Annotated in this window: 19 protein-coding genes; 16 read left to right on the top strand and 3 right to left on the bottom strand. The window is 33.6% G+C overall.

Annotated elements, in window-relative coordinates; genetic code table 11:
• Positions 1-119: 119 nt before the first annotated feature.
• From CW357_RS08240 to trmB, 4 genes are all read left to right on the top strand, one after another.
• Entirely contained in the window at positions 120-2,435 is a 2,316-nt protein-coding gene (locus tag CW357_RS08240; protein WP_119415056.1) for a right-handed parallel beta-helix repeat-containing protein, read from the top strand.
• 87 nt (positions 2,436-2,522) lie between these two features.
• Entirely contained in the window at positions 2,523-3,368 is an 846-nt protein-coding gene (gene dat, locus CW357_RS08235; RefSeq protein WP_119415057.1) for a D-amino-acid transaminase, read from the top strand.
• Between the two features lie 192 nt (positions 3,369-3,560).
• A complete protein-coding gene (locus CW357_RS08230; protein WP_119415058.1) occupies positions 3,561-4,604 on the top strand; it encodes an NERD domain-containing protein in 1,044 nt (347 codons plus the stop codon).
• Between the two features lie 237 nt (positions 4,605-4,841).
• Positions 4,842-5,489: a tRNA (guanosine(46)-N7)-methyltransferase TrmB gene (gene trmB / locus CW357_RS08225; protein ID WP_119415059.1), complete on the top strand. Its 648-nt coding sequence runs from the start codon at positions 4,842-4,844 to the stop codon at positions 5,487-5,489.
• An 84-nt stretch (positions 5,490-5,573) separates the two neighbouring features.
• Here trmB and CW357_RS18230 read toward each other — a convergent pair whose 3' ends face one another.
• The gene (locus CW357_RS18230) at positions 5,574-5,750 is read right to left on the bottom strand and encodes a hypothetical protein (protein ID WP_158582320.1); all 177 of its coding nucleotides are present in this window, start codon (positions 5,748-5,750) and stop codon (positions 5,574-5,576) included.
• 218 nt (positions 5,751-5,968) lie between these two features.
• Between CW357_RS18230 and CW357_RS08220 the strand changes: the two genes are divergently transcribed.
• Positions 5,969-6,832 carry a YtnP family quorum-quenching lactonase gene (locus CW357_RS08220; protein WP_119415060.1) on the top strand — a complete coding sequence of 288 codons (864 nt, stop codon included), beginning with the start codon at positions 5,969-5,971 and terminating at the stop codon, positions 6,830-6,832.
• Between the two features lie 114 nt (positions 6,833-6,946).
• Here the strand turns inward: CW357_RS08220 and CW357_RS08215 are convergent, their stop codons facing one another.
• Entirely contained in the window at positions 6,947-7,261 is a 315-nt protein-coding gene (locus CW357_RS08215; RefSeq protein WP_124217775.1) for a hypothetical protein, read from the bottom strand.
• 190 nt (positions 7,262-7,451) lie between these two features.
• On the opposite strand from CW357_RS08215, the gene CW357_RS08210 reads away from it, so the two are divergent.
• The 10 genes from CW357_RS08210 (at position 7,452) to CW357_RS08165 (ending at position 18,586) form a co-directional block, all read left to right on the top strand.
• On the top strand, positions 7,452-8,510 hold the full coding sequence (locus tag CW357_RS08210; protein WP_369973754.1) for a M42 family metallopeptidase: 1,059 nt from the start codon (positions 7,452-7,454) through the stop codon (positions 8,508-8,510).
• Positions 8,511-8,630: 120 nt separating this feature from the next.
• Positions 8,631-9,158 carry a DUF84 family protein gene (locus CW357_RS08205; RefSeq protein WP_124217774.1) on the top strand — a complete coding sequence of 176 codons (528 nt, stop codon included), beginning with the start codon at positions 8,631-8,633 and terminating at the stop codon, positions 9,156-9,158.
• 80 nt (positions 9,159-9,238) lie between these two features.
• Entirely contained in the window at positions 9,239-9,760 is a 522-nt protein-coding gene (locus tag CW357_RS08200; protein ID WP_119415064.1) for a hypothetical protein, read from the top strand.
• A gap of 10 nt (positions 9,761-9,770) precedes the next feature.
• A complete protein-coding gene (locus CW357_RS08195; RefSeq protein ID WP_119415065.1) occupies positions 9,771-10,082 on the top strand; it encodes a thioredoxin family protein in 312 nt (103 codons plus the stop codon).
• A 27-nt stretch (positions 10,083-10,109) separates the two neighbouring features.
• Positions 10,110-10,925, top strand: coding sequence for a DUF1444 domain-containing protein (locus CW357_RS08190; protein WP_124217773.1), 816 nt, complete (start codon positions 10,110-10,112; stop codon positions 10,923-10,925).
• Complete coding sequence (gene ytpR, locus CW357_RS08185; protein ID WP_119415067.1) at positions 10,922-11,530, top strand: YtpR family tRNA-binding protein; 609 nt, start codon at positions 10,922-10,924, stop codon at positions 11,528-11,530. Before CW357_RS08190 ends, ytpR begins: the two co-directional genes overlap by 4 nt.
• Before the next feature lie 225 nt (positions 11,531-11,755).
• The gene (locus CW357_RS08180) at positions 11,756-15,601 is read left to right on the top strand and encodes a DNA translocase FtsK (protein ID WP_241155061.1); all 3,846 of its coding nucleotides are present in this window, start codon (positions 11,756-11,758) and stop codon (positions 15,599-15,601) included.
• Between the two features lie 345 nt (positions 15,602-15,946).
• Entirely contained in the window at positions 15,947-17,254 is a 1,308-nt protein-coding gene (gene murC / locus CW357_RS08175; RefSeq protein WP_124217772.1) for a UDP-N-acetylmuramate--L-alanine ligase, read from the top strand.
• A 304-nt stretch (positions 17,255-17,558) separates the two neighbouring features.
• Entirely contained in the window at positions 17,559-18,023 is a 465-nt protein-coding gene (locus CW357_RS08170) for a DUF948 domain-containing protein (RefSeq protein ID WP_119415070.1), read from the top strand.
• 17 nt (positions 18,024-18,040) lie between these two features.
• Positions 18,041-18,586 carry a YtxH domain-containing protein gene (locus CW357_RS08165; RefSeq protein ID WP_241155060.1) on the top strand — a complete coding sequence of 182 codons (546 nt, stop codon included), beginning with the start codon at positions 18,041-18,043 and terminating at the stop codon, positions 18,584-18,586.
• Between the two features lie 140 nt (positions 18,587-18,726).
• On the opposite strand, the gene CW357_RS08160 is transcribed toward CW357_RS08165, so the two are convergent.
• On the bottom strand, positions 18,727-20,916 hold the full coding sequence (locus CW357_RS08160) for a cell division protein FtsA (protein ID WP_119415072.1): 2,190 nt from the start codon (positions 20,914-20,916) through the stop codon (positions 18,727-18,729).
• Positions 20,917-21,093: 177 nt separating this feature from the next.
• On the opposite strand from CW357_RS08160, the gene CW357_RS08155 reads away from it, so the two are divergent.
• The gene (locus tag CW357_RS08155) at positions 21,094-22,176 is read left to right on the top strand and encodes a bifunctional 3-deoxy-7-phosphoheptulonate synthase/chorismate mutase (RefSeq protein WP_119415073.1); all 1,083 of its coding nucleotides are present in this window, start codon (positions 21,094-21,096) and stop codon (positions 22,174-22,176) included.
• Positions 22,177-22,289 lie beyond the last annotated feature (113 nt).

The raw sequence follows: 22,289 nt of genomic DNA, 5'->3' as shown, positions 1-22,289 counted from the left end.
ATAATAAGGTTAAACAAGTACAAATAATTATTGATAGAAGGTGATTAGGATAGTTAAATGTCGCATCAATCGATCAAATAGTAAATCAAAACTTATTTTAAAGAAGGAGTGATTTTACCATGAAGAAAATGATTAAAATTAGTATATACATAGCATCTTTATGCATTCTGTTTAGTATTTTATATCTTAAAAATAACGATTTAATCGCATTAGCCAGCCAGAAAACTTACACAATTTCTCCAAGTACGACTCCTATAAATCAAAAGATGAAAAAATATAGAACATATTCATCCAAAACAAAAAATTATTATACACTGAGGTCCTATCTTGAAATGTTAGAAGTTAATGGAGGAGGAACCTTAATATTAAAAAAAGGTACATATAAAATAACAAATACATTATTTGTACCATCAAATGTCACTATACGATTAAATAATGGTGTGGTATTAGAAAAAAGTATGGAAACAGGCAATTCATTGAAACCTTCAAAATCCATGTTTCAGCTAGTAGCCCCTAGTATCCAAAAGAATGGAGATCTTCATGATGGGTATACGGGTTCCAAAAATATTACGATAACAAGTAATGGTAAGGCAACTATCGATTTGAAAGATGAAGAAAAGGTGAATGGTATTATTACAGGGCATAACCAAAACCTTACAATAAGCAATATCAAATTTCAAAATGCAAACGAAGGATATTTTATTCAGTTAGTGGCAACGAAGAATTCGAAAATCATTAATAATACTTTCACAAAGGGAAAATCTAAATCCAAGCCGTCAATTAGTATTGAAGCAGCTGACTTTTCTTATGGAACGTATAAAGTTGGATGGAGTATGTATGATGAAACTCCAAATTCACAAGTATTAATCGAAAAAAATAAATTTGATGGAGTTTATGAAGCAATAAGTTCCAACCAATTTACTGTAGATATTTTTCACTCTAAAGTGAAAATTTTAAATAATACAATTAAAAATACAACTGCTAGCGCAATCGTTATGAAAAATTGGAAGTTGCCTACTATTGAAAATAATAAGATTGATTCTGTAAATGGGGATTATGGGATTTTTGTGAAAGGTACTTATAAACCAATCATACAGCTCAATCAATTTACAAATATGCAAATTGCCGTATTTTTAGCTGCACAAAATGATTTAAATGAACCATCAAATAATAATACGGTCACATTAGGAACGAAAAAAGCTCTTGCATCAAATCAAGGAAGAGATTTAGAAGAATATAATATGCAGATTGAGAATAATTCGACGGAGCCAGTAGAAAAAATTGAAATAACGAATATGAATGATATTGGAAAAAGAGAATATAGAGTAACCCCTGAATCACCAACTCTTAACAAAGAATTTCTTTTGCGCGCTTCCTACACTCCAGAAACGAAACAATACTATGCACTACGTTCTTATATGGAGCAACTTGAAAAACAAGGTGGAGGGAAAATTATTTTCTCAAAGGGCTTATATACAATTTCAAATGTGCTATATGTTCCGTCAAATGTAACATTAGAATTTGAAGATGGCACGGAAATTAGAAAAGGTGATGAAACTGGTACAACAGTTATGAATCCTTCTAGCTCTATTTTCCAACTGATTCGTCCATCTTTATCTAAAAAAGAACGAGTTGTAAGCGGACATAATGGTGAAAAAAACATAAGCTTTATCGGAAAAGGAAAAGTTGTTTTTAATCTGAATTATAAGCTAAGTAGCTTTGCAATTATTATGGGCCATAACAAAAATGTTCATATTTCTAATATTGAATTTCGTAATATGAATGCTGGTCATTTTATCGAAATGGATGCCTCTGAAGATGTCACAATTGAAAATAACCAATTTATCGATTCTAAACCATCAGACCGAAATATTAAAGAAGCGATTAATATTGATACTCCTGATAAAACAACACTAGGTTGGAGTTCGAAATGGAGTAATTTTGATTGTACAGCGAATAATCGTGTGAACATCATTAATAACGTATTTAAAAATTTGGATCGCTCAATAGGAACTCACAAATATTCAGGAGGACATCTTCACACGAATGTAGTTATTAGAGGAAATACGATTGATACGATGAGAAATGATGCAATAAGAGTGATGAATTGGAAAACCCCAACTATTGAAAAGAATGATATTCGAAACGTCGCAGTTGGTAATCCTAAAAAAAGAGGGATTTTATCAAGTGGGGCGATTAATCCTAAAATACGTGATAACACTTTTACCAACGTTGGACGAGCAATTCAATTTATTGCTTGGAAAAATACAGGCCCAGGAGAACAATATGATGAGATTAAGGATGTATTATCAGATGAGGAAAAGGATTTATTGAAAACAAATCAAATCTTCAATACAACAGAAAGCTTTATCCGTATTTCTTCGGTTTATCTAGAATACAGCAAGCCAGAAAAGATAAGCTTGACTTCAAAATAGATAAAAAGATGTGGTGAATTTGTATCTCACCACATCTTTTCTTTGTGTATAATGAAAAGAAATAAAAAAATAAGGAGTGCAAAATGAATGGAAAAAATGTTATTAAATAATGATTTAATTGACAATGACCAGATGAAACTGTCTATTAATGATAGGGGATATCAATTTGGTGACGGGATATATGAAGTCATTAAAGTCTATAATGGGAATTTATTTACCCCAACAGAGCATATCGATAGGTTATACCGAAGTGCAGAAGAAATTCGTCTAGTAATCCCATATACAAAAGATGTTTTACATAAAATGCTTTACGATCTTGTAGAAGAAAATGAGTTAACCGATGGACATATTTATCTACAAATAACAAGGGGAGTTTCGCCAAGAAATCATGCTTTTCCTATTGAGCCTACTGAACCTGTTTTGATCGCTTATACGCAAACGGCAGAAAGACCTGTCAATAATCACCGTAATGGCGTTAGTGCCATTCTTGTTGAAGATATACGTTGGCTACGATGTGATATAAAAAGTTTAAATTTACTTGGCAATGTTCTTGCTAAGCAAAAGGCGCACGAGGCTAACTGTTATGAAGCCATTCAACATCGCGGAGAGATAGTTACAGAGGGATCTTCTTCTAATATTTACGGTATTAAGAACGGTGTATTATATACACATCCAACAAACCAATATATTTTAAATGGGATTACACGCCAGGTTGTGATGAAATGTTGCCAAGAATTAGGCATACAAGTTGTAGAGGAGCCTATGACAAAAGAAGAACTATTACAAATGGATGAGGTCTTCTTATCATCTACCACTTCTGAAATAACACCAATCATAAAAATAGATGATTCTATTATAAATTCAGGTAAACCTGGTGATTTTACACGGAAAATACAACAAGCATTTGAAGAAAAAGTACAACAAGTTATGTGAATTCGGTCCTTTGAACATCGAACATATCATATTTGAATGTTCGATGTTTAATTATTTTTATGATTTTATAATTAGAAACTAATTTATGGAATTGACTCAAGTGGTTCATATATCCCTTTTTTTCTACTGCTATCGTGGTAAAATAGATTTATATAACTTTCTGTTTATTTCAAACTTTGGGGAGAAAATGATATGGCACAATTAGTTAAACTACAAGATTATGTTTCACGCTATCAAAGTGATTTAAAAAGATACCCAACCCAATTTGTTAGATTAAAAAGAATGCAATGGGAACGTATGAAAAGCGAGTGGCAATCTGGTGAGGAAATCCCACAGTGGGAGCATGAAGAAATTGAAGAAAAACCACACAATCGTTTTATTCAACGAATATTATCTTTTAAAAGAAAAAAGAAATTAGATCCTTGGGAAGAAAGTAACGATATCGGTGATAAGGGAGATTTTCTTAATGACTTATCTGAAGAGTTACATACACAACCAGATGAAGATGTTATACCTGAAGAGGAAACTGCTTTTATGTTTCAACCTACAATCATCTATTATCCACAAACAATTGAAGAACTGAAAAAAATGTATATAGATCAACTATTTCAGTTTCAGCTTAAATGGGCAAGTTCAACACTTCGAGAAAAGTCGTATGTAGAACCAAAATATTATCGTGATTCATTACTAAGAGCATTTACACAACGTCTGCCAGATAGTTATTTTCTATTTTACTATCCAATTCTTCAAGTGAAAAAGGCACCTGTTGAATTAGGAATCATTTTACTAACACCAACTGATTGTTATTGTATCCAAGTACTTGAAGAAGAAGTGCAAGCGGTGTTTGTTGGAGACAGTAATAGATTTTGGAAGAAAAAAGTAGGGAAAATCGATAAAAAAGTTCTCAGTCCGCTTATTGGACTAAATCGCATGGAATCCGTTATAAAACAGATTTTCCGTAAGAACGAAATTGACTTACCTATCCGTAAAGTTGTACTTTCTAGAAATGGTTACATTGACTATCCTGGATCTAGTTTTGGTGTCGAATTTGTTGATAAAAGAAAATACACAGATTGGTTTAGTCATTTGAGTAAAAATCCATCACCGATGAAACTTATGCAGTTTAAAGCTGTTCAATTCTTACTAGATAAGGTGCAAACAACTTCTTACCACAGATTAGATTCAGATGATGAACCATTGCTTTCACCTGACCATACTGTTGAAAATCATTCATAACAGCCTCTATAGATTATTTGCAGATAACCAATTATATCTTAAAAATTATGGATGACAATGTCATTGCACATACTGATAGTGAATATGCTTGAAGCAGAATTTACATTTAATGAAATTATTCAAAGTAAAATTATCAGATTCCTGGAAACTAGCTAGAAAGTCTCCTTGACTAAGATATTATTTTCTTGAATAATTAAATGTTGAGTTGTATGAAAAATATAGAAATGAGGAAATACATTGAGAGTTCGACACAAACCATGGGCAGCAGATTTTATAAAAGAACATTCTGAAATTATCATTCCTGATCCAGAGCAATATAAAGGAAATTGGCAGAAGCTATTTGGAAATGATAATCCTTTGCATATTGAGGTAGGTTCAGGAAAAGGACAATTTATAACTGGTATGGCATTGCAAAATCCAGAGATCAATTATCTAGGCATAGAATTATTTGATAGTGTAATTGTGAAAGCTGCAGAAAAAGTGATAGCAGCTGGGACACCAAAAAATGTTCGATTACTTATGGTGAATGGTGCAGATTTACTAAAGTATTTTGCCAAAAATGATGTAGATCGTTTATATTTAAACTTTTCTGATCCTTGGCCAAAAACTCGACATGCTAAAAGACGATTAACACATAAGAACTTTTTAAAATTATATGAATCAGTGTTAATAGACAATGGAGAAGTACATTTCAAAACAGATAACCGCGGATTATTTGAATTCTCTCTAGTGAGCATGTCACACTATGGTATGAAACTTAACTATGTATCTCTTGATTTGCATCAAGAAATGCCAGAAGATAACGTGATGACAGAATATGAAGAAAAATTTTCTTCTAAAGGGCAACCAATCTATCGTTTAGAAGCTCAATTTCAAACAAAATAAGTTTCTGAATAACGACTATGATTGATAGCGTAAATACCATTAAGAGGTGTCTTAAATTGTACAAACATTTAAGACACCTCTTTTTTACTTCATATGTATTTGAGATTGAAGTATTATTTCTTTTTCTAATTGGTGTAATTGTATACACAGTTCTTTTTGCAAGGCTTTTGATGAAAAGTCTTCCGTATTGATTTTTTCGATTTTTGTCAATAATTCTAGGTAGTGCTCACATATCATTTCAAAATCAGTGTGAATTTCCATAAAGCATCCCCCTTTTTTCATGAAAAAGCTTTTGGTATTGAACCTTTATAACTATATTTTACAGAAATAATAGATATAATTATCTATTTTATTATATTATAGAAAATTTTGTCTAATTTTAAAGTAAATAGTACAAGTATTTTATAACATGTTACAATTATATGAAGCATCTCGCATTACTAGCGATGAGTGAAAATACACAAAGGGGGATTCATAGTATGGATACATTTCAATTCCATGATATGAAGTTAACTTGGTTAAATGGAGGAGTTACTTATTTAGATGGAGGGGCTATGTTTGGAGTTGTGCCAAAGCCGTTATGGTCACGGAAATATCCAGGAAATGAAAATAACCAAATCGAATTGCGAACAGACCCAATATTAATAGAATACCAGGGAAAAAATTTGTTAATCGATTCTGGGGTAGGAAATGGGAAATTTACAGAAAAGCAACTGCGTAATTATGGTGTAAAAGAACAATCAAAGATTGATATAAGTTTACAAGAACTAGGGTTATCAACGGATGATATTGATTATGTATTAATGACACATCTACATTTCGACCATGCATGTGGATTAACAAAATGGCAAGATAATAAGTTAATCCCTACATTTGCAAATGCTTCTATATTCGTTTCTCAAATAGAGTGGGATGAGATGCGTGAACCGAATATTCGTTCAGCCAACACATATTGGGCTGAAAATTGGAAGCCAATCGTTGATCAAGTTGTACCATTCGAGGGGCAATTAGAAGTTTTACCAGGTATTTTGATGGTTCATACAGGTGGACATAGTGATGGGCATTGTATTATCCGTTTAGCGCAAAAAGGTGAAACAATCATACACATGGCGGACATTATGCCAACTCACGCACATCAAAATCCTTTATGGGTAATGGCCTATGATGACTATCCTATGAATTCTGTCTTTGCAAAAGAAAAATTAGTAAAAGAAATCTTAGAAAACGGTTATTGGGTTAGTTTCTATCATGATGCTTACAAACGCTTGATCAAATGGGATGCTGCTGGAAAGAATATAATTGATGAACTACCACGAATAAGAGAATCGCATACAGCGAAATAGCTATACTAAAAGTAAGTTTTATATGAAAACAAAAAGTACAATTCAAATTTGTTTTGAATTGTACTTTTTTACTTTTGGGAAAGTCCCATTACATTATTTATAATAATTACTTTTTTATACTCTTACCAAATCAACAACAGAACCTGTTCTTGCATCTGCAGCAAATTCAAAATTGACAGCTTCTCCATCTTCAACTCGAGAGATTCCGCCTTTATATACTGGAATTTCAATACTTTCCTTGTGGAATAACTGAGGCTCCATGAAAATCCATGATCCATCTATTGGCCCCTGAGTTTTAAACGCATCTTTAATATCATCTAAAACTGAATTAGCATTTTTGTATGGACTTACTTTTTCACTGGCTTCTTTAATAACATATGCAGTAGCAATTCCTGTCGCAACTCCTAGCAAGAAATCCTGTAATTTCATTTGATACGCCTCCTTTTGTATATGCCATTAGTTTAACATAACTGTTCAATGTGTGAAAATTAGATGAATGAAAAGTCCTTATTTTTGTAAAAAACTTCGAATTTCGAAATAGAATGAGTAGAATTTTCTTTTTATTTTGTCTACAATAGAAATGAATGCTCTAAGGGAGGCTTTTATAGTGAAACAAGATATGCTTGAAATGTTTAAAACACTTACAGAATTACCAGGTGCTCCAGGAAATGAGCATGCAGTTCGAGCTTATATGCGCCAAGAATTATCAAAGTATGCTGATGAAATTGTCCAAGACAATTTAGGGGGAATCTTTGGACTTAAAAAAGGCGATGAAAATGGTCCGCGTATTTTAGTTGCAGGTCATATGGATGAAGTAGCATTTATGGTCACTCAAATTACAGATAAGGGTATGATTCGTTTCCAAACTCTTGGTGGTTGGTGGAACCAAGTAATGCTAGCACAAAGAGTGGAAGTATATACATCAAATGGTCCAATTCCAGGTGTAATCTCTTCTGTTCCCAAACATTTGCTAACACCAGAAATGCAGTCAAAACCAATGGAAATTAGTAATATGTTGATTGATATTGGTGCTGATGATAAGGAAGATGCAATTAAATTAGGTGTACGTCCAGGTCAATCAATCATCCCTGTATGTCCGTTTACGCCAATGGCAAATCCTAAGAAGATTATGGCAAAAGCATGGGATAACCGATATGGCTGTGGTTTAGCCATCGAATTATTAAAAGAACTAAAAGACGAAAAATTACCAAATACATTGTACTCAGGTGCAAATGTGATGGAAGAAGTTGGTTTAAGGGGAGCAAAGGTTTCTGCTAATCTGATTAAACCAGACTTATTCTTTGCATTAGATGCAAGTCCTGCAAATGATGTGTCAGGGGATAAGAACCAATTTGGTCAACTAGGTAAAGGGCCATTACTTCGAATTTATGACCGTACGATGGTTACTCATAAAGGAATGCGTGAATATGTATTAGATACTGCTGAATCTAATAATATCCCATATCAATTCTTCGTTTCACCTGGTGGTACAGATGCAGGTAGTGTCCACGTTTCAAATGAAGGTGTTCCAAGTACAGTAATCGGAATTTGTTCTCGCTATATCCATTCACATGCTTCTGTTATTCATACAGATGATATTGATGCAGCAAAAGAATTAATCGTAAAACTTGTAAAAAATGCAGACAACTCAACATTAGAAACAATACGCAATAGCTAATTAGTAGTAATTGCATTTAAAAAGCTTGGTAGCTGGATATAACTAACTATAATTTGTTATAGTAAAGGAGATTTCCGATTGGAAGTCTCCTTTAATTTTTTGAAGTTAGGAAGTGTCATGATGAAAGTTGGAATTGGTACAACAAACAAAGCCAAAGTTGGTGCGGTACTTTCCGTAATGACAAAATATTTTCATGATATATTGACATTTGAACATATTTCGGTAGATTCTGGCGTTTCGGCACAACCGATGTCAACTGAAGAGACTAGAAAAGGTTCTATAAATCGCTCGCAAAATGCATTGGCACAAACAGGTGCTAATCTTGCTTTCGGTTTAGAGGGCGGTGTCACAATGATTGACGATATCATGTATTTATGTAATTGGGGATCTTTAGCTTTAGAAAATGGAAAAGTCTTTACCGCTGCAGGTGCTCAAATCCCATTACCTAAAGAAATAGCAGATCAAATATTAGCAGGTCGAGAGTTAGGTCCTGTAATGGATGATTTTATTCATCAACTAGACACACGTCAAAATAGTGGCGCTATTGGTATTCTGACTGATGGAATGATCGATAGAAAAGAAATGTTTGAACATATATTACAACAATTGGTTGGCCAATATTTCTTTTATCAAAAATACTCGAAATAGCAAGAAATGCGCGATAGTTGCATAGGAAAATCTCCCATTTTACAATAAAGATAGTATAAGTACGAATGGAGGAATTACATATGTTCCGTCAATGTACCAAACTATTTGTATCAACGCTTTTTATATTGAATATTGCAGGATGTGGTAATTCAGTGGATTCCCAAATATCGCAAGGACTTTCAGATGCAGACACAATTTTCAATGCGAAACCCAAAAGTAGTACGGCATCAACTGAACATTTACAATTTTATCTACCACAAGGTTATAAAGTTAAAAATTCTTCCGATGAAACGAATGTAATTTTATCGAAAGGTAAAAGAACTTATTCTATTTTTTATAATCCAGATGAATCAAAGAAAAGCCAACACTTCTATAAAGCATTGCAATCGAGCGAAAAAGAAGAAATTGTTAAAGAAAAGACTTATGAAAAAAATGGCCGTTTTGGCTTTGCGACTGTTTTGAAAAAAGATAAAGAATCTTACGAAGTCATTGCAAGCACAGGTGGAGTTAAAGTTACAGGAAATGTAGAGACAGAGGATATGAATAATATAATTCCTGAATTAATGACTATTGCAAACTCCGTACAACTAAAAAAAAAGTGAGGTCTTAAAGATGGAAAAATTACAATCAGTCGAACAATATAATTCTTTAAAAGAACAAGGAAAACACGTTTTCGTATTTGAAGCTGGATGGTGTAAAGACTGTCGTTTTATCGAGCCATTTATGCCTGCAGTTGAAGAAAAATTCAGCGATTTTTCTTTCATCTCTGTTGACCGAGATGAATTTATCGATTTATGTGGAGAAGAAAATGTATTTGGTATTCCAAGTTTTATCGCTTATAACAATGGTAAAGAAACAGGTAGATTTGTTTCTAAAGACCGTAAAACTCAAGAAGAAATCGAAAAATTTATACAAGAACAATAAGTTATTGTTAATGAGGTGAGTAACCAGATGTCAGCACAGGAGTTAATGAATCTTTTAAAAGAGCGTCTAGGTGAAGCTCACTTTGAATGGAAGTTAGATTCAAAAACAAATAAGTTACGATTAGAAGATCTTGAATTAGGAAAAGGGATGGACCTTCTTTTAGGCGATATTCTAACAAAATATGACGAACGAAAAGAAAAAGCAATTGATGAGGTCGTTTATACGATTGAACAAACTTTTGCAGCGATGAAAAAGGAAAAGGAGCGAGGCTTTCACGATTTAACTAATATTTACCCAGTGATTCGTTCTGGATCTTTTCCTAAAAAAACAAAAGAAGGTCACGCATTTATCACAACAGAGCATACTGCTGAAACAAGAATTTACTATGCACTTGACCTTGGTAATACGTATCGCTTAATCGATGAAGATATGGTGAAAAAGCTTGATGTCCCTGTAGAACGAATAAAGGAATCTGCGCGCTTTCAAGTACGTAAATTACCAACTAAAGTTAAAAAGGACGAAGTTGCAGGTAATATCTTTTACTTTTTAAACGAAAATGATGGATATGATGCAAGTCGTATTTTAAATGATGCGTTCTTAAAAGAAATGCGTGGTAAAATTGAAGGAGATATGACCATTTCAGTACCTCATCAAGATGTACTGATTATCGGTGATATTCGCAATAATACAGGGTATGATGTTTTAGCTCAAATGACCATGCATTTCTTCACAATTGGAACAGTGCCTATTACATCATTGTCCTTTGTCTATGAAGAAGGTCACTTAGAGCCAATCTTCATCCTAGCGAAAAACAGAGTGAAAAAGGAGCAAGAAAAAAAATGATCGTATCGTACAACAAAGTGCATGTAGGTGACGTATTACTAGTCCAACTAGCTACAGAAGCAATTGTCAAAACTGAATTAGAAAGACATGGAGACCTAGTCTTACTAAAAGAAGGAGCAACAGGTGAAGTAAAAGGTTTTAACCTTTTTAATGCTAGTCATTATCTCACAATAGAAGAAGTAGGAAATGTGGAAGTGACAAAAGAACTTGTTGCTCAATTAGAAGACATTATTGCCAAAAGTGGTGCGAACGTAAGTCTTGATGTAGACTTAACACCAAAATTTGTAGTTGGTTTTGTGCAAGAAGTAGCAGAACATCCTAACGCTGACAAACTACATATCTGTAAAGTGGATGTTGGTGAAGATGAACTATTACAAATTGTATGTGGCGCTCCAAATGTTGCAGAAGGACAACATGTAGTCGTTGCCAAAGTAGGTGCTGTAATGCCATCTGGAATGGTCATTAAAGAATCTGCATTACGAGGTGTTGATTCATACGGTATGATGTGCTCTGCTCGTGAATTAGGTATTCCAAATGCACCACAAGTAAGAGGCATAATGATATTAGACGATGATACAGAAGTAGGTTCAGCATTTAAGTTTTAATCAAATGAACTAGTTTTGTTCATCGTTGAAATTGAATCGATTAAAAATAAATACTTACAGAAAAGTACCTTACTCAAAATATTGGGCAAGGTACTTTTTATTATTTCTTAAAAAGAAATCTATAAGAAATATAAGTATATATAATAGAATCATTTCAAACGTTGCAATAATGCGTTTTTTATTGATAAAATGAAGGCAATGATTTAGAAAAGAGTGGTGCAAAAAATGAGCTGGTTTAAAAAAATCGTCTCTCGCATTCTAGGTGACGAAGTGGAAGATACATCAACTGAGAATCATGCGAATAAAAACTACAATGATGAAGATCAATATAAAACTTTTGAACAATTTGAAAATGATTATGAAGTAAACAATATAGATGAAGAATATTTAGATGACACATACACACAACAACAAAATCAAAATGGTGAACCTAACTTCATCCGTAAAAGAGAATCGTTTAAATTCCCTTTAATTCCGGATGAAAATGATAAAAATAGTAGGACAAGCACATCTACTTTACATACTCAGCATCAACAATCACAAAATGTAGATGTGCCCGATTGGCTTCAATCGAAAGAATTGGTAAGACCTGTTTCTAAAAGAACAAATAAGCAAGTTAACACCCAAAACCCATTTCTAGCTAAACAAGGTAATAATCAACGGCCAGAAGCATATACACCATTTGCACGTGAACCACGAGGATTAAGAGGTGTTGTGGAAAAGACAAATAGGGAAAATTATAATCCATTTAATCCAAATTGGACTAAAAGCTTAAATCAAAAGAATCCAATTGAAAAACAATCAAATGATTTAAAAACAAAAACGATTAAAAGTGAGTCTGTAACGCCTTCATACGTACCAAAAAAGAAAAAATTTGTACCGACGGATGTCCCATCTCCAATATATGGGTTCCAAAAACGCCCACAACAAGGTCGAGACATTTACGATTTGTTAGATAAAAAAGAGAAAAAAGAACAGAACTCTTCAAATCTAGCAGCACAAAATGAAGTAGCAGCTACAATAGTAACAGAATCGACAGTTTCTTCAATTTCAAAAGATGCTGCAGAGCATTCATCCGATAATTCTGTCGTAAAAGCGAATCTAAGTGAAACTCCTGTAAAAAAAACTAACAGCAATGTATTCGAAAAGAAACAAGATGATATAGAACTTAAAGTACAGGAAGGACAGGTTCAAAATACTGTAAATGAACATATAGTTGTAGAAAAGGTTTTATCTCAAGAACCAATGCAAAGTCCTATAAGTGTACAAGATAAATCAGTAGTAGAAACAAATTCATTGGAAACCAAAAATGAAATTAGTTGCGATGAATCAGTAACTACTAATATAAAATCTGATGAAATAGAAATGATGATGGATGAGTTAGATACGCAAGGTTTAGTTGAACAAACAGAAACAAGCTCAGCTCAAGAACAAGAAGCTGAGAAAGAAGTAGATACAGAAATACCAGGAACAGATTCCACTATCTCTGTTGACGCAGATCAAATGGATACTATAGACAATATTTCTGAAGAATTAAAGCATAACGAATCCAATGATGTGCAAAATGTTCAAGAGCCGATTCAAACTGGAAGTCGCATACCATTTAATGTAGTGATGCTTAAATCTGATAAGAAAAAAATAGAAAAATTAAATAAACAGATCATACCATTACCAAGTAAAAAGTCTTGGGGCGATTTCAAAACAAATCCTATTCAAAGAAAAGAAGAAATCTCTATAGAAAAAAATTTACAAGAAGAAATTTCAGCAATTCTAGAAGAAAAAGTAATTGAAGAAGAAAAAGTAATTGAAGAAGAAAAAGTAATTGAAGATGAAGTAGTAATCGAAGATGAAAAAGTAATTGAAGAAGAAAAAGTAATTGAAGATGAAGTAGTAATCGAAGATGAAAAAGTAATTGAAGAAGAAAAAGTAATTGAAGATGAAGTAGTAATCGAAGATGAAAAAGTAATTGAAGAAGAAAAAGTAATTGAAGATGAAGTAGTAATCGAAGATGAAAAAGTAATTGAAGAAGAAAAAGTAATTGAAGATGAAGTAGTAATCGAAGATGAAAAAGTAATTGAAGAAGAAAAAGTAATTGAAGATGAAGTAGTAATCGAAGATGAAAAAGTAATTGAAGAAGAAAAAGTAATTGAAGATGAAGTAGTAATCGAAGATGAAAAAGTAATTGAAGAAGAAAAAGTAATTGAAGATGAAGTAGTAATCGAAGATGAAAAAGTAATTGAAGAAGAAAAAGTAATTGAAGATGAAGTAGTAATCGAAGATGAAAAAGTAATTGAAGAAGAAAAAGTAATTGAAGATGAAGTAGTAATCGAAGATGAAAAAGTAATTGAAGAAGAAAAAGTAATTGAAGATGAAGTAGTAATCGAAGATGAAAAAGTAATTGAAGAAGAAAAAGTAATCGAAGATGAAGTAGTAATCGAAGACGAAAAAGTAATTGAAGATGAAGAAGTAATTGAAAATGAAAAAGTAATTGAAGCTGAGAAAGTTATAGAAGATGAACCAGTTATAGCTACAGTTGATCATTCAATTACCTTAGATGATGCCCAACAAGAAGAAAAATCAGCAACGATTCCAGTTACTTTCGAACAACAAAGTAATACTATAGTAGAACAAGAGCCTCCACAAGTGAATGATCATCTTGAAAAAGCAATTTCGTATCTTGAACCACCAGAAGAACAAACTGAGGACTTTGAATGGATGGATGCTCAAGGTGCAAAATTAATCGAGGCTTTGTCATATTTCCAAATTGAAGGGGAAATCGTACAAATTGTTCAGGGACCTGCTGTAACACAGTTTGAAATTACTGTTGGTCATGGGGTAAAAGTAAGTAAAATACGTAATTTAGCGGACGATTTAAAACTTGCATTAGCAGCAAAAGACATAAGAATTCAAGCGCCTATTCCTGGGAAAAGTTCAATTGGTATTGAAATCCCAAATCGCACATCTCGCCCTGTCAGACTTTCAGAAGTTGTTACCCATGAATCTTTTGTAGATTCAAAATCTCCACTGGAAGCTGCATTAGGATTGGATTTAACAGGGGAGCCTGTTACTATCGATTTACGAAAAATGCCACATGGAATGATTGCAGGAGCTACTGGTTCAGGGAAATCTGTGTGTATAAACTCACTTTTAATCAGTTTGCTATTGAAAGCTAGTCCGCAAGATGTAAAATTGATGTTAATCGACCCTAAGATGGTAGAGCTTGCACCATTCAATCATATTCCACATCTTGTAAGTCCTGTTATTACAGATGTTAAGGCAGCAACTGCGGCTCTTAAATGGGCAGTTGAAGAGATGGACCGACGTTATCAACTATTTGCTCATTTAGGGGCGCGTGACATTACAAGATATAACAAGATGGTTGAAAAAGAACGGAAATTCTCGTTGAAGATGCCTTATCTTGTAATAGTGATTGATGAATTAGCGGATTTAATGATGATGTCTCCACAAGAAGTAGAAGAGTCTATTTGCCGCATTGCACAAAAAGCACGTGCATGCGGGATTCATCTAGTTTTGGCAACACAAAGACCATCAGTCGATGTTATTACGGGGTTGATCAAATCCAATATTCCAACGCGAATTGCGTTTTCTGTTTCATCACATGTGGACTCTCGTACTATCTTAGATAGCCAAGGTGCTGAAAGACTATTAGGTAGAGGAGATATGCTTTACTTAGGCAATGGCATGTCTGCACCAGTGCGTGTACAAGGTACATATGTCACAGATGAAGAGATTGAAGCAGTGACAAACTATGTTCGCACTCTTGGGGAACCAGATTACTTATTTGAACAAGAAGAATTATTAAAGAAAGTCGATTCTATTGAAGAACAAGATGAACTTTTCGAAGAAGCATGTCGCTATATTTGTAGCGAAGGTTCTGTATCAGCGTCTTCCTTGCAACGTAAATATCGTATTGGCTATAATCGAGCAGCAAGATTAGTGGATATGATGGAGGCACAAGGATTTATCTCAGAATCAAAAGGAACAAAACCAAGAGATGTTTTTTTAACCGAAAGTGATTTAGAAGAAATATTCGGTTCTTATGATGTATAAAATACACCTGTTTCAGCATATTTTTTCTACTTTAAGCTGAAAATAATAAGGAATTAGTGATTAGTTTAGAACTTCGTTAAATCGTGCTATAATGATAGATGTTTTAATTTAAGCAGATAAAAAATAACTTACTATGGAAGTTTAAAAGGTTAGAGTTTCAGCCTATTAATGGACGTATTGTCCAAAGATAAAGTCGAACGACAACTCAAAAACTTGAAGAACAAGAGGGTTTGCTTGAATGGTTGTGCAAATAACTTTACCATCAAGAAGCCACCGTTTTTTACGGCGAGCAGTTCATAGATTTGATTATTCAAGGGTAAGGAAACTTTCCCAGGAGGTTTCAACATGACAGTTTATCATTTTACAGGTATTAAGGGTTCAGGAATGAGTTCACTTGCTCAAATTTTGTTTGATTCAGGAGAACAAGTACAAGGATCAGATATTGAAACATACTTTTTCACTGAAGAACCACTTAGAAAACGTAACATAACAATTTTGCCATTTGATGCAAATAATATTACAGAAGGGATGACTGTTATTGCAGGTAATGCTTTTCCAGACAGCCATCCAGAAATTGTACGTGCCAAAGAATTAGGTGTTGAAGTTATTCGTTATCATAAGTTCTTAGGTAATTACTTAGAAAAGTTCACTTCGGTTGCTATAACAGGTGCACATGGTAAAACTTCTACTACAGGGTTAATGGCTCATGTATTAGAAGGTGCTAATCCAACATCTTATTTAATCGGTGATGGTACTGGAGGCGGGGCTAAAAACGCTCAAAATCTAGTAATGGAAGCTTGTGAATATCGACGTCATTTCCTTGCATATCATCCAGACTATGCGGTTATGACGAACATCGATTTTGACCATCCAGATTATTATAAAGATATTGAGGATGTATTTGATGCATTTCAAACTATGGCCCTTCAAGTGAAAAAGGCAATTGTAGCTTGCGGCGATGACGAGCACTTACAAAAGATTAAAGCAAATGTACCAGTTGTTTATTACGGTTTTGGTTCAGAAAATGATTTTGAAGCTCGTAATGTAGAAAAAACAACTACAGGGTCTTCTTTTGAAGTATATGTACGCAATGAGTTTTATAATAAATTCTTTATCCCTATGTTCGGTGATCATAATGTATTAAATACTTTGGCTGTTATATCACTTTGTCATTATGAAGGACTTCCAGCAGATTTGATTCAAGAACGCCTTCATACGTATCAAGGTGTTAAACGTCGTTTTACTGAAACAAACATCGGTAAACGTACATTAATCGATGATTACGCACATCATCCAACTGAAATAAGTGCAACGATTCAATCTGCTCGTCAAAAATATCCAAATCGTGAACTTGTGGCGATTTTCCAACCACATACTTTTACACGTACAAAAGCATTTCTACAAAACTTTGCAGATAGCTTAAGTAAAGCTGATAGTGTTTACTTATGTGATATTTTTGGTTCAGCACGTGAAAAATCTGGTGCTTTATCAATTCAAGATTTAGCTAATTTAATTGAAGGTAGCAAAGTGCTAACAATGGATGTTATTCCAGATTTACTAACACATGAAGATTCTGTATTCTTATTCATGGGTGCTGGAGATATCCATAAATTCCAAAATGCATTTGAAAATACTATTAAAGAAAATATTTAAATAACAACGTAAAGTAGAAGGCTGAAGGAACATTATTGTTTACTTCAGCTTTTTGCATAATGAAAAAGATGAAGAATGAAACTCGCTAAAAGTTTTATGTTAAATATATGCATATTTTCGATAATAAAACATACATATTACAATTCAAAAAATCTTATAAAAAACAAATTTGAAATAGTCGCCAATAGACTAACATTTCACTGGCAGGATATAGAAAATATTTGTAGAATATAAATTAGATAAGTGATGTTTAAATACACTTATTTTGTGGAAATATCCATATAGAGAGAATGGAGGTACAAAAATGATTGTTATTCTATACATTGCTGCATTGGTAGCCGCAATTGGCTTTTTAGTATTATGTATTGGTTTAGCTATGACATTGAGTTCATTGAAAAAGACAATGGATAATGTTGCCAATATAATGGCAGGCATTGAAGGGCAAATGGAAGGTATTACGAGAGAAACTACAAGTCTATTAGAAAAGACGAATATGCTTGCTGAAGACATTCAAGGAAAGTCTCAACAATTGAATTCAGTAGTAACTGCGGTTAAGGGCTTCGGTGAGTCTGTTAGTGGCTTAAGTGATTCTGTAAAGCATATAACTACATCCATTAATACAAATGTATCAAAAAATAGTGATCAAATCGCTCAAGTAATTCAATGGAGCAATGCCTTTATCGGAATCCGTGATAAGCTGAAAAAGCAAAAGGCAACAGAAACAGAAACAATTTATGAAGAAGTTCCAAAGAAACACAAACGTAAATAATAGGGGGGATTTAATTGGTGGAAAAGAAACCTAATTACAGTGAAGTAAGAAACGTTGGTTTAGAAGAAAGTGGACAAACGTATTTACCCCAAACTTATGAAAGACGTTCTGATTCTCTTTATACAAACGAAGATGGAGTAGTCAATCTCAAAGACTTTATCATAGGTGCATTTGTTGGAGGTATAGTTGGAGCAGCTACAGCATTATTTTTAGCGCCTAAAGCTGGAAAAGAATTACGCAGTGATGTGGCAATTCAAGCTAGCCAATTGAAAGAAAAAAGCGCTGGATTTACATCTACTGCAAAAGAAAAAACAGTAGAATTATCCAAAAAAGTACAAGAACAGTCTGGTCAGTTGGTTGGAAAAGTGAAAAATTTAAAATCTACTTCTACACCTCCATTTGATGATGGAACAGTTTCCTATGAAGGAGAAGAACCATTAGATATTATGGAAACGATGGAAAAGACTATTGCTGAATTTGAAGCTGAAAACAATGAACATACAGCTGTTACTGAAGCAATTGAAGAAGCTATATCAGAACCAGCAAAAAAAGAAACTAAATAAGATAAAAAAGTTAACGAAAAACAACTTTTTACAAAAAGCCACGAAAATTTTACGATCTGTAAATTTTTCGTGGCTTTGTTTTGGTTTAGTTCGTGGTCAAATAATTTTACAACGGACACTTTCAATGTAAAATAGGTCAATTAGTTATTCTCTTGTGATGTGAGAACCTCATTAGTATGAGTAGCAGTTGTAGGTATAAGATTAATCAAAAGTTGATCGCCCCCGAAAATTTCAGCATCAAACTGTGATGGCTCGCCATTTCTTAAGATTTCAAAGGTTCCTTTGAAATTAGTAGGTAATTGCCAATCAGAGTATCGGAATACATCTTGGTATGTAAAACGAGAAGATTCTAATTCGGAAAATTGAAGTTGATCCCCACTTTTAATTTCAGTTGTGCTATTCGCTATTTCTCCATTGACCAATATGCTAAAGGATGGTTTTTTTAACTCTAACTTTTCATCTTGAAAAGAAACTAAAATACGATTTTCTAAATTTATATTGAAGTGGTTAGCAATATCATAAATAGTTGGACGTTTTGCTGCCTGTATATTAATATGGTCGCCATTCTTTACTTGAAAGTATGGTTTTGCGGGTTGATTATTAACAAAAATTTGGTTATTAAATTCTGGAAACTGTACAGTTGTACGATCTTTTATAATAAAGAATGGTTGAGTCTCATTCAATAGATGTTCTTTACCTGTCCATGATAATATTTGTTGAACATTTTGGGCTTTGTCGATAGTTAATATGTCTCCATCTTTTAGAAGAGTAGTAATTTCTGCTGGTTGATCGTTTAATCTAATTTTAGGTTGAATTACAAACGGCTCCTCATTAATATAAACTGTCCAATCATCTTCACATTCAATCATGTCTTGTATGGTTGCTTTTGCTGGTTCCCCATCAGCACCTTCAATAAGTTCAATGACATCCCCATTTTGGATAGGATGTTTTGTAGATGCTTTTTCGCCATTTACAAGTATTTCTGTAGGGCTACCATGACCACCAGGTACAAAAATATCTTGTCCATTCACTGTTACGCCTATTGCTAGCCCAGGTTTCCCATATAAACGGTTGATGCTAACATTTGCAGCTAAAAGGGCATCAGCCACTGTCATCTCTTTAACTTCGAATAATCGAACAACTTGCTGATTCACTATTACTGACATGTATTTAATTGGAGAGTTTTTTGCCGCAATAGCAATTCCAATAGGTGTAACAAGTTCTGGTGATACTGGTACATGATCTTCATGAGTAAGTTTTTGAATAGCATCTATTCCTCGTACTGCTGCACGATTTTTAGGGATTTCGAGAAACTTACACAATTCATCAGTAATTTCAGGTGTTAAACTTCCACCACCGACAAGCAAGACGGCTTTCGGTGCTACTTGACTATTAAGTCGAAGAATCTCATTTCCTATTGATGATGCAAGGGATGCTACGGCTGGTCTTAGAACATCCATTATTTCTTCTTTTTGATAGATTTGTTCAAATCCTAAAATATCTGAGATGGAAATTTCATCATGTTTTGACATGTCACGTTTTACTTTTTCAGCAACTGGGAAGTCTAATAGGTAATGATCACTTAAAGCTTCTGTAATTTCATCTCCAGCTGTTGGTACCATCCCATATGCTACAACTGTCCCTTTATTTGTAATCGCAATATCAGAGGTACCAGCACCAATATCAACGAGTGCGACATTTAAACGACGCATAGTTGTTGGGATTAAAGCATTAATGGCTGCAATAGGTTCTAATGTCAAACCTTCCATTTCTAAACCTGCACGTTTTAAGGCAGCTAGCAGGGATTCTACGACGACTCTCGGAAGAAATGTAGCAATTACTTCAACTTCTGCTTCTTCACCTTGTTGATCCATTAAGCTACCGATTTCTTGATTGTCTAATCGATAGTATAAAACGGAATAGCCAACACAATAATAATGATTACTATGTCCCTTTTCATTATGCGCTAGTAATTGTTGTTGTGCCTTCTGAACAGCCGCCAATTCCAATCGATTAATATCATCCTCTGTTATTGCTGGACGATTTTTTATATCCAATGAAGCAGAGCCTTGTTCTGTTTTTAAAGCACGTCCAGCTGCAGCAACGCTTACTGAACGAAGTGGACCGTGTTTTTCTTCTAATTGTTCTTTTACATGTTGAATTACAGACGCAACATGTATAACATTATGTATTTGACCATCGACCATTGCGCGTTCTTTGTGTTCTTCTGCTATTAAATCAACTACGTGAAATTTTTCATCTTGTTCTTCTAAAATGATACCGACTACAGAACGAGTTCCTATATCTAATGCAAAGAGTTTTGAAGCCACATTTACCCAACCTTTCTAAGAAATTAGAAAACTTTTAGCTTTATCGCGTTGAAGCGCTAAAGAAAAAGCGTGACATTCTTGTTTGAATTGATTATAATGTTCCTAATATCATAAAATGTATCATAGTTTTCAGACTTCTGAAAGTACCTGATACGAAGGAAGAGAGGAGAAACGGCAATGAGTCATCAAAATTTAGATCAACTTCGCGATCGAGTTGATGCATTAAACCTTGAAATTTTACGTTTGATTAATGAACGTGCAGAAGTGGTAGAAGAAATCGGTAAAGTAAAAGAGAAACAAGGTGTTAACCGTTATGATCCTCTTCGTGAGAGACATATGTTGAATCTATTGAAAGAGCATCATCAAGGTCCATTAAGTCAGGGTACAGTTGAACACATTTTTAAAGAGATTTTCAAATCAGCATTAAAATTACAAGAAACAAATCAGAAAAAAGAATTATTAGTATCACGAAAACGTAAACCAGAAGATACAATTGTCAATGTTAATGGTGAACCTATAGGAAAGGGTAAACCTACATTTGTATTTGGACCATGTGCTGTTGAATCATATGAACAAACAGCAGCAGTAGCTGAATCTATTCAATCTAAAGGTCTAAAATTAATGCGTGGTGGAGCATATAAGCCTCGTACTTCACCATATGACTTCCAAGGTTTAGGAGTAGAAGGATTAAAGATTTTAAAAGAAGTTGGTCAAAAATTCGGTTTAGGCATTGTTACTGAAATTGTTACACCATCTCATTTAGAAGAAGCATTAGACTACATCGATGTCATTCAAATCGGTGCAAGAAATATGCAAAACTTCGAATTATTAAAAGCTGCGGGCTCTGTTAATAAGCCAGTATTATTAAAACGTGGTATAGCTGCAACAATCGACGAATTTATAAATGCAGCAGAATACATTATTTCAAAAGGTAATGATCAAATTATCCTTTGCGAACGTGGTATCCGTACTTATGAAAGAGCAACTCGAAATACATTAGATATTTCAGCTGTTCCAATTTTAAAACAAGAAACACATTTACCAGTCTTTGTCGATGTAACACACTCAACTGGTCGTCGTGATTTACTCCTACCATGTGCAAAAGCTGCAATCGCAATTGGGGCAGATGGCGTTATGGCGGAAGTTCACCCAGATCCAGCTGTTGCATTGTCTGATTCTCAACAACAAATGAGTATTCCACAATTTGACGATTTCTATGAAAAAATCCAAAGTTTTATGAAAAATTATCAAGTTCAATAATTACTATGTAAAGTAAGTGGCGAATCGTTACTAGATTCGTCACTTTTATTTTGTTGAAAATCGCTTCCAATTTATCGTATCATTGAAATAAGATATGAAAAGAGAGGTGTCAT

Origin of the sequence: Rummeliibacillus sp. TYF005, from assembly GCF_003844195.1 — a bacterium.
In the GTDB taxonomy this organism is placed as follows: domain Bacteria; phylum Bacillota; class Bacilli; order Bacillales_A; family Planococcaceae; genus Rummeliibacillus.
Note: the sequence above shows the minus strand (reverse complement) of the source record. Positions and strands in the feature narration are given on the sequence as shown.

Coding starts and splice junctions, on each gene's coding strand:
- CW357_RS08240 (WP_119415056.1), top strand. CDS start 120: ATGAAGAAAATGATTAAAATTAGTATATACATAGCATCTTTATGCATT.
- dat (WP_119415057.1), top strand. CDS start 2,523: ATGGAAAAAATGTTATTAAATAATGATTTAATTGACAATGACCAGATG.
- CW357_RS08230 (WP_119415058.1), top strand. CDS start 3,561: ATGGCACAATTAGTTAAACTACAAGATTATGTTTCACGCTATCAAAGT.
- CW357_RS18230 (WP_158582320.1), bottom strand. CDS start 5,750: ATGGAAATTCACACTGATTTTGAAATGATATGTGAGCACTACCTAGAA.
- CW357_RS08220 (WP_119415060.1), top strand. CDS start 5,969: ATGGATACATTTCAATTCCATGATATGAAGTTAACTTGGTTAAATGGA.
- CW357_RS08215 (WP_124217775.1), bottom strand. CDS start 7,261: ATGAAATTACAGGATTTCTTGCTAGGAGTTGCGACAGGAATTGCTACT.
- CW357_RS08210 (WP_369973754.1), top strand. CDS start 7,452: ATGCTTGAAATGTTTAAAACACTTACAGAATTACCAGGTGCTCCAGGA.
- CW357_RS08205 (WP_124217774.1), top strand. CDS start 8,631: ATGAAAGTTGGAATTGGTACAACAAACAAAGCCAAAGTTGGTGCGGTA.
- CW357_RS08200 (WP_119415064.1), top strand. CDS start 9,239: ATGTTCCGTCAATGTACCAAACTATTTGTATCAACGCTTTTTATATTG.
- CW357_RS08195 (WP_119415065.1), top strand. CDS start 9,771: ATGGAAAAATTACAATCAGTCGAACAATATAATTCTTTAAAAGAACAA.
- CW357_RS08190 (WP_124217773.1), top strand. CDS start 10,110: ATGTCAGCACAGGAGTTAATGAATCTTTTAAAAGAGCGTCTAGGTGAA.
- ytpR (WP_119415067.1), top strand. CDS start 10,922: ATGATCGTATCGTACAACAAAGTGCATGTAGGTGACGTATTACTAGTC.
- CW357_RS08180 (WP_241155061.1), top strand. CDS start 11,756: ATGAGCTGGTTTAAAAAAATCGTCTCTCGCATTCTAGGTGACGAAGTG.
- murC (WP_124217772.1), top strand. CDS start 15,947: ATGACAGTTTATCATTTTACAGGTATTAAGGGTTCAGGAATGAGTTCA.
- CW357_RS08170 (WP_119415070.1), top strand. CDS start 17,559: ATGATTGTTATTCTATACATTGCTGCATTGGTAGCCGCAATTGGCTTT.
- CW357_RS08155 (WP_119415073.1), top strand. CDS start 21,094: ATGAGTCATCAAAATTTAGATCAACTTCGCGATCGAGTTGATGCATTA.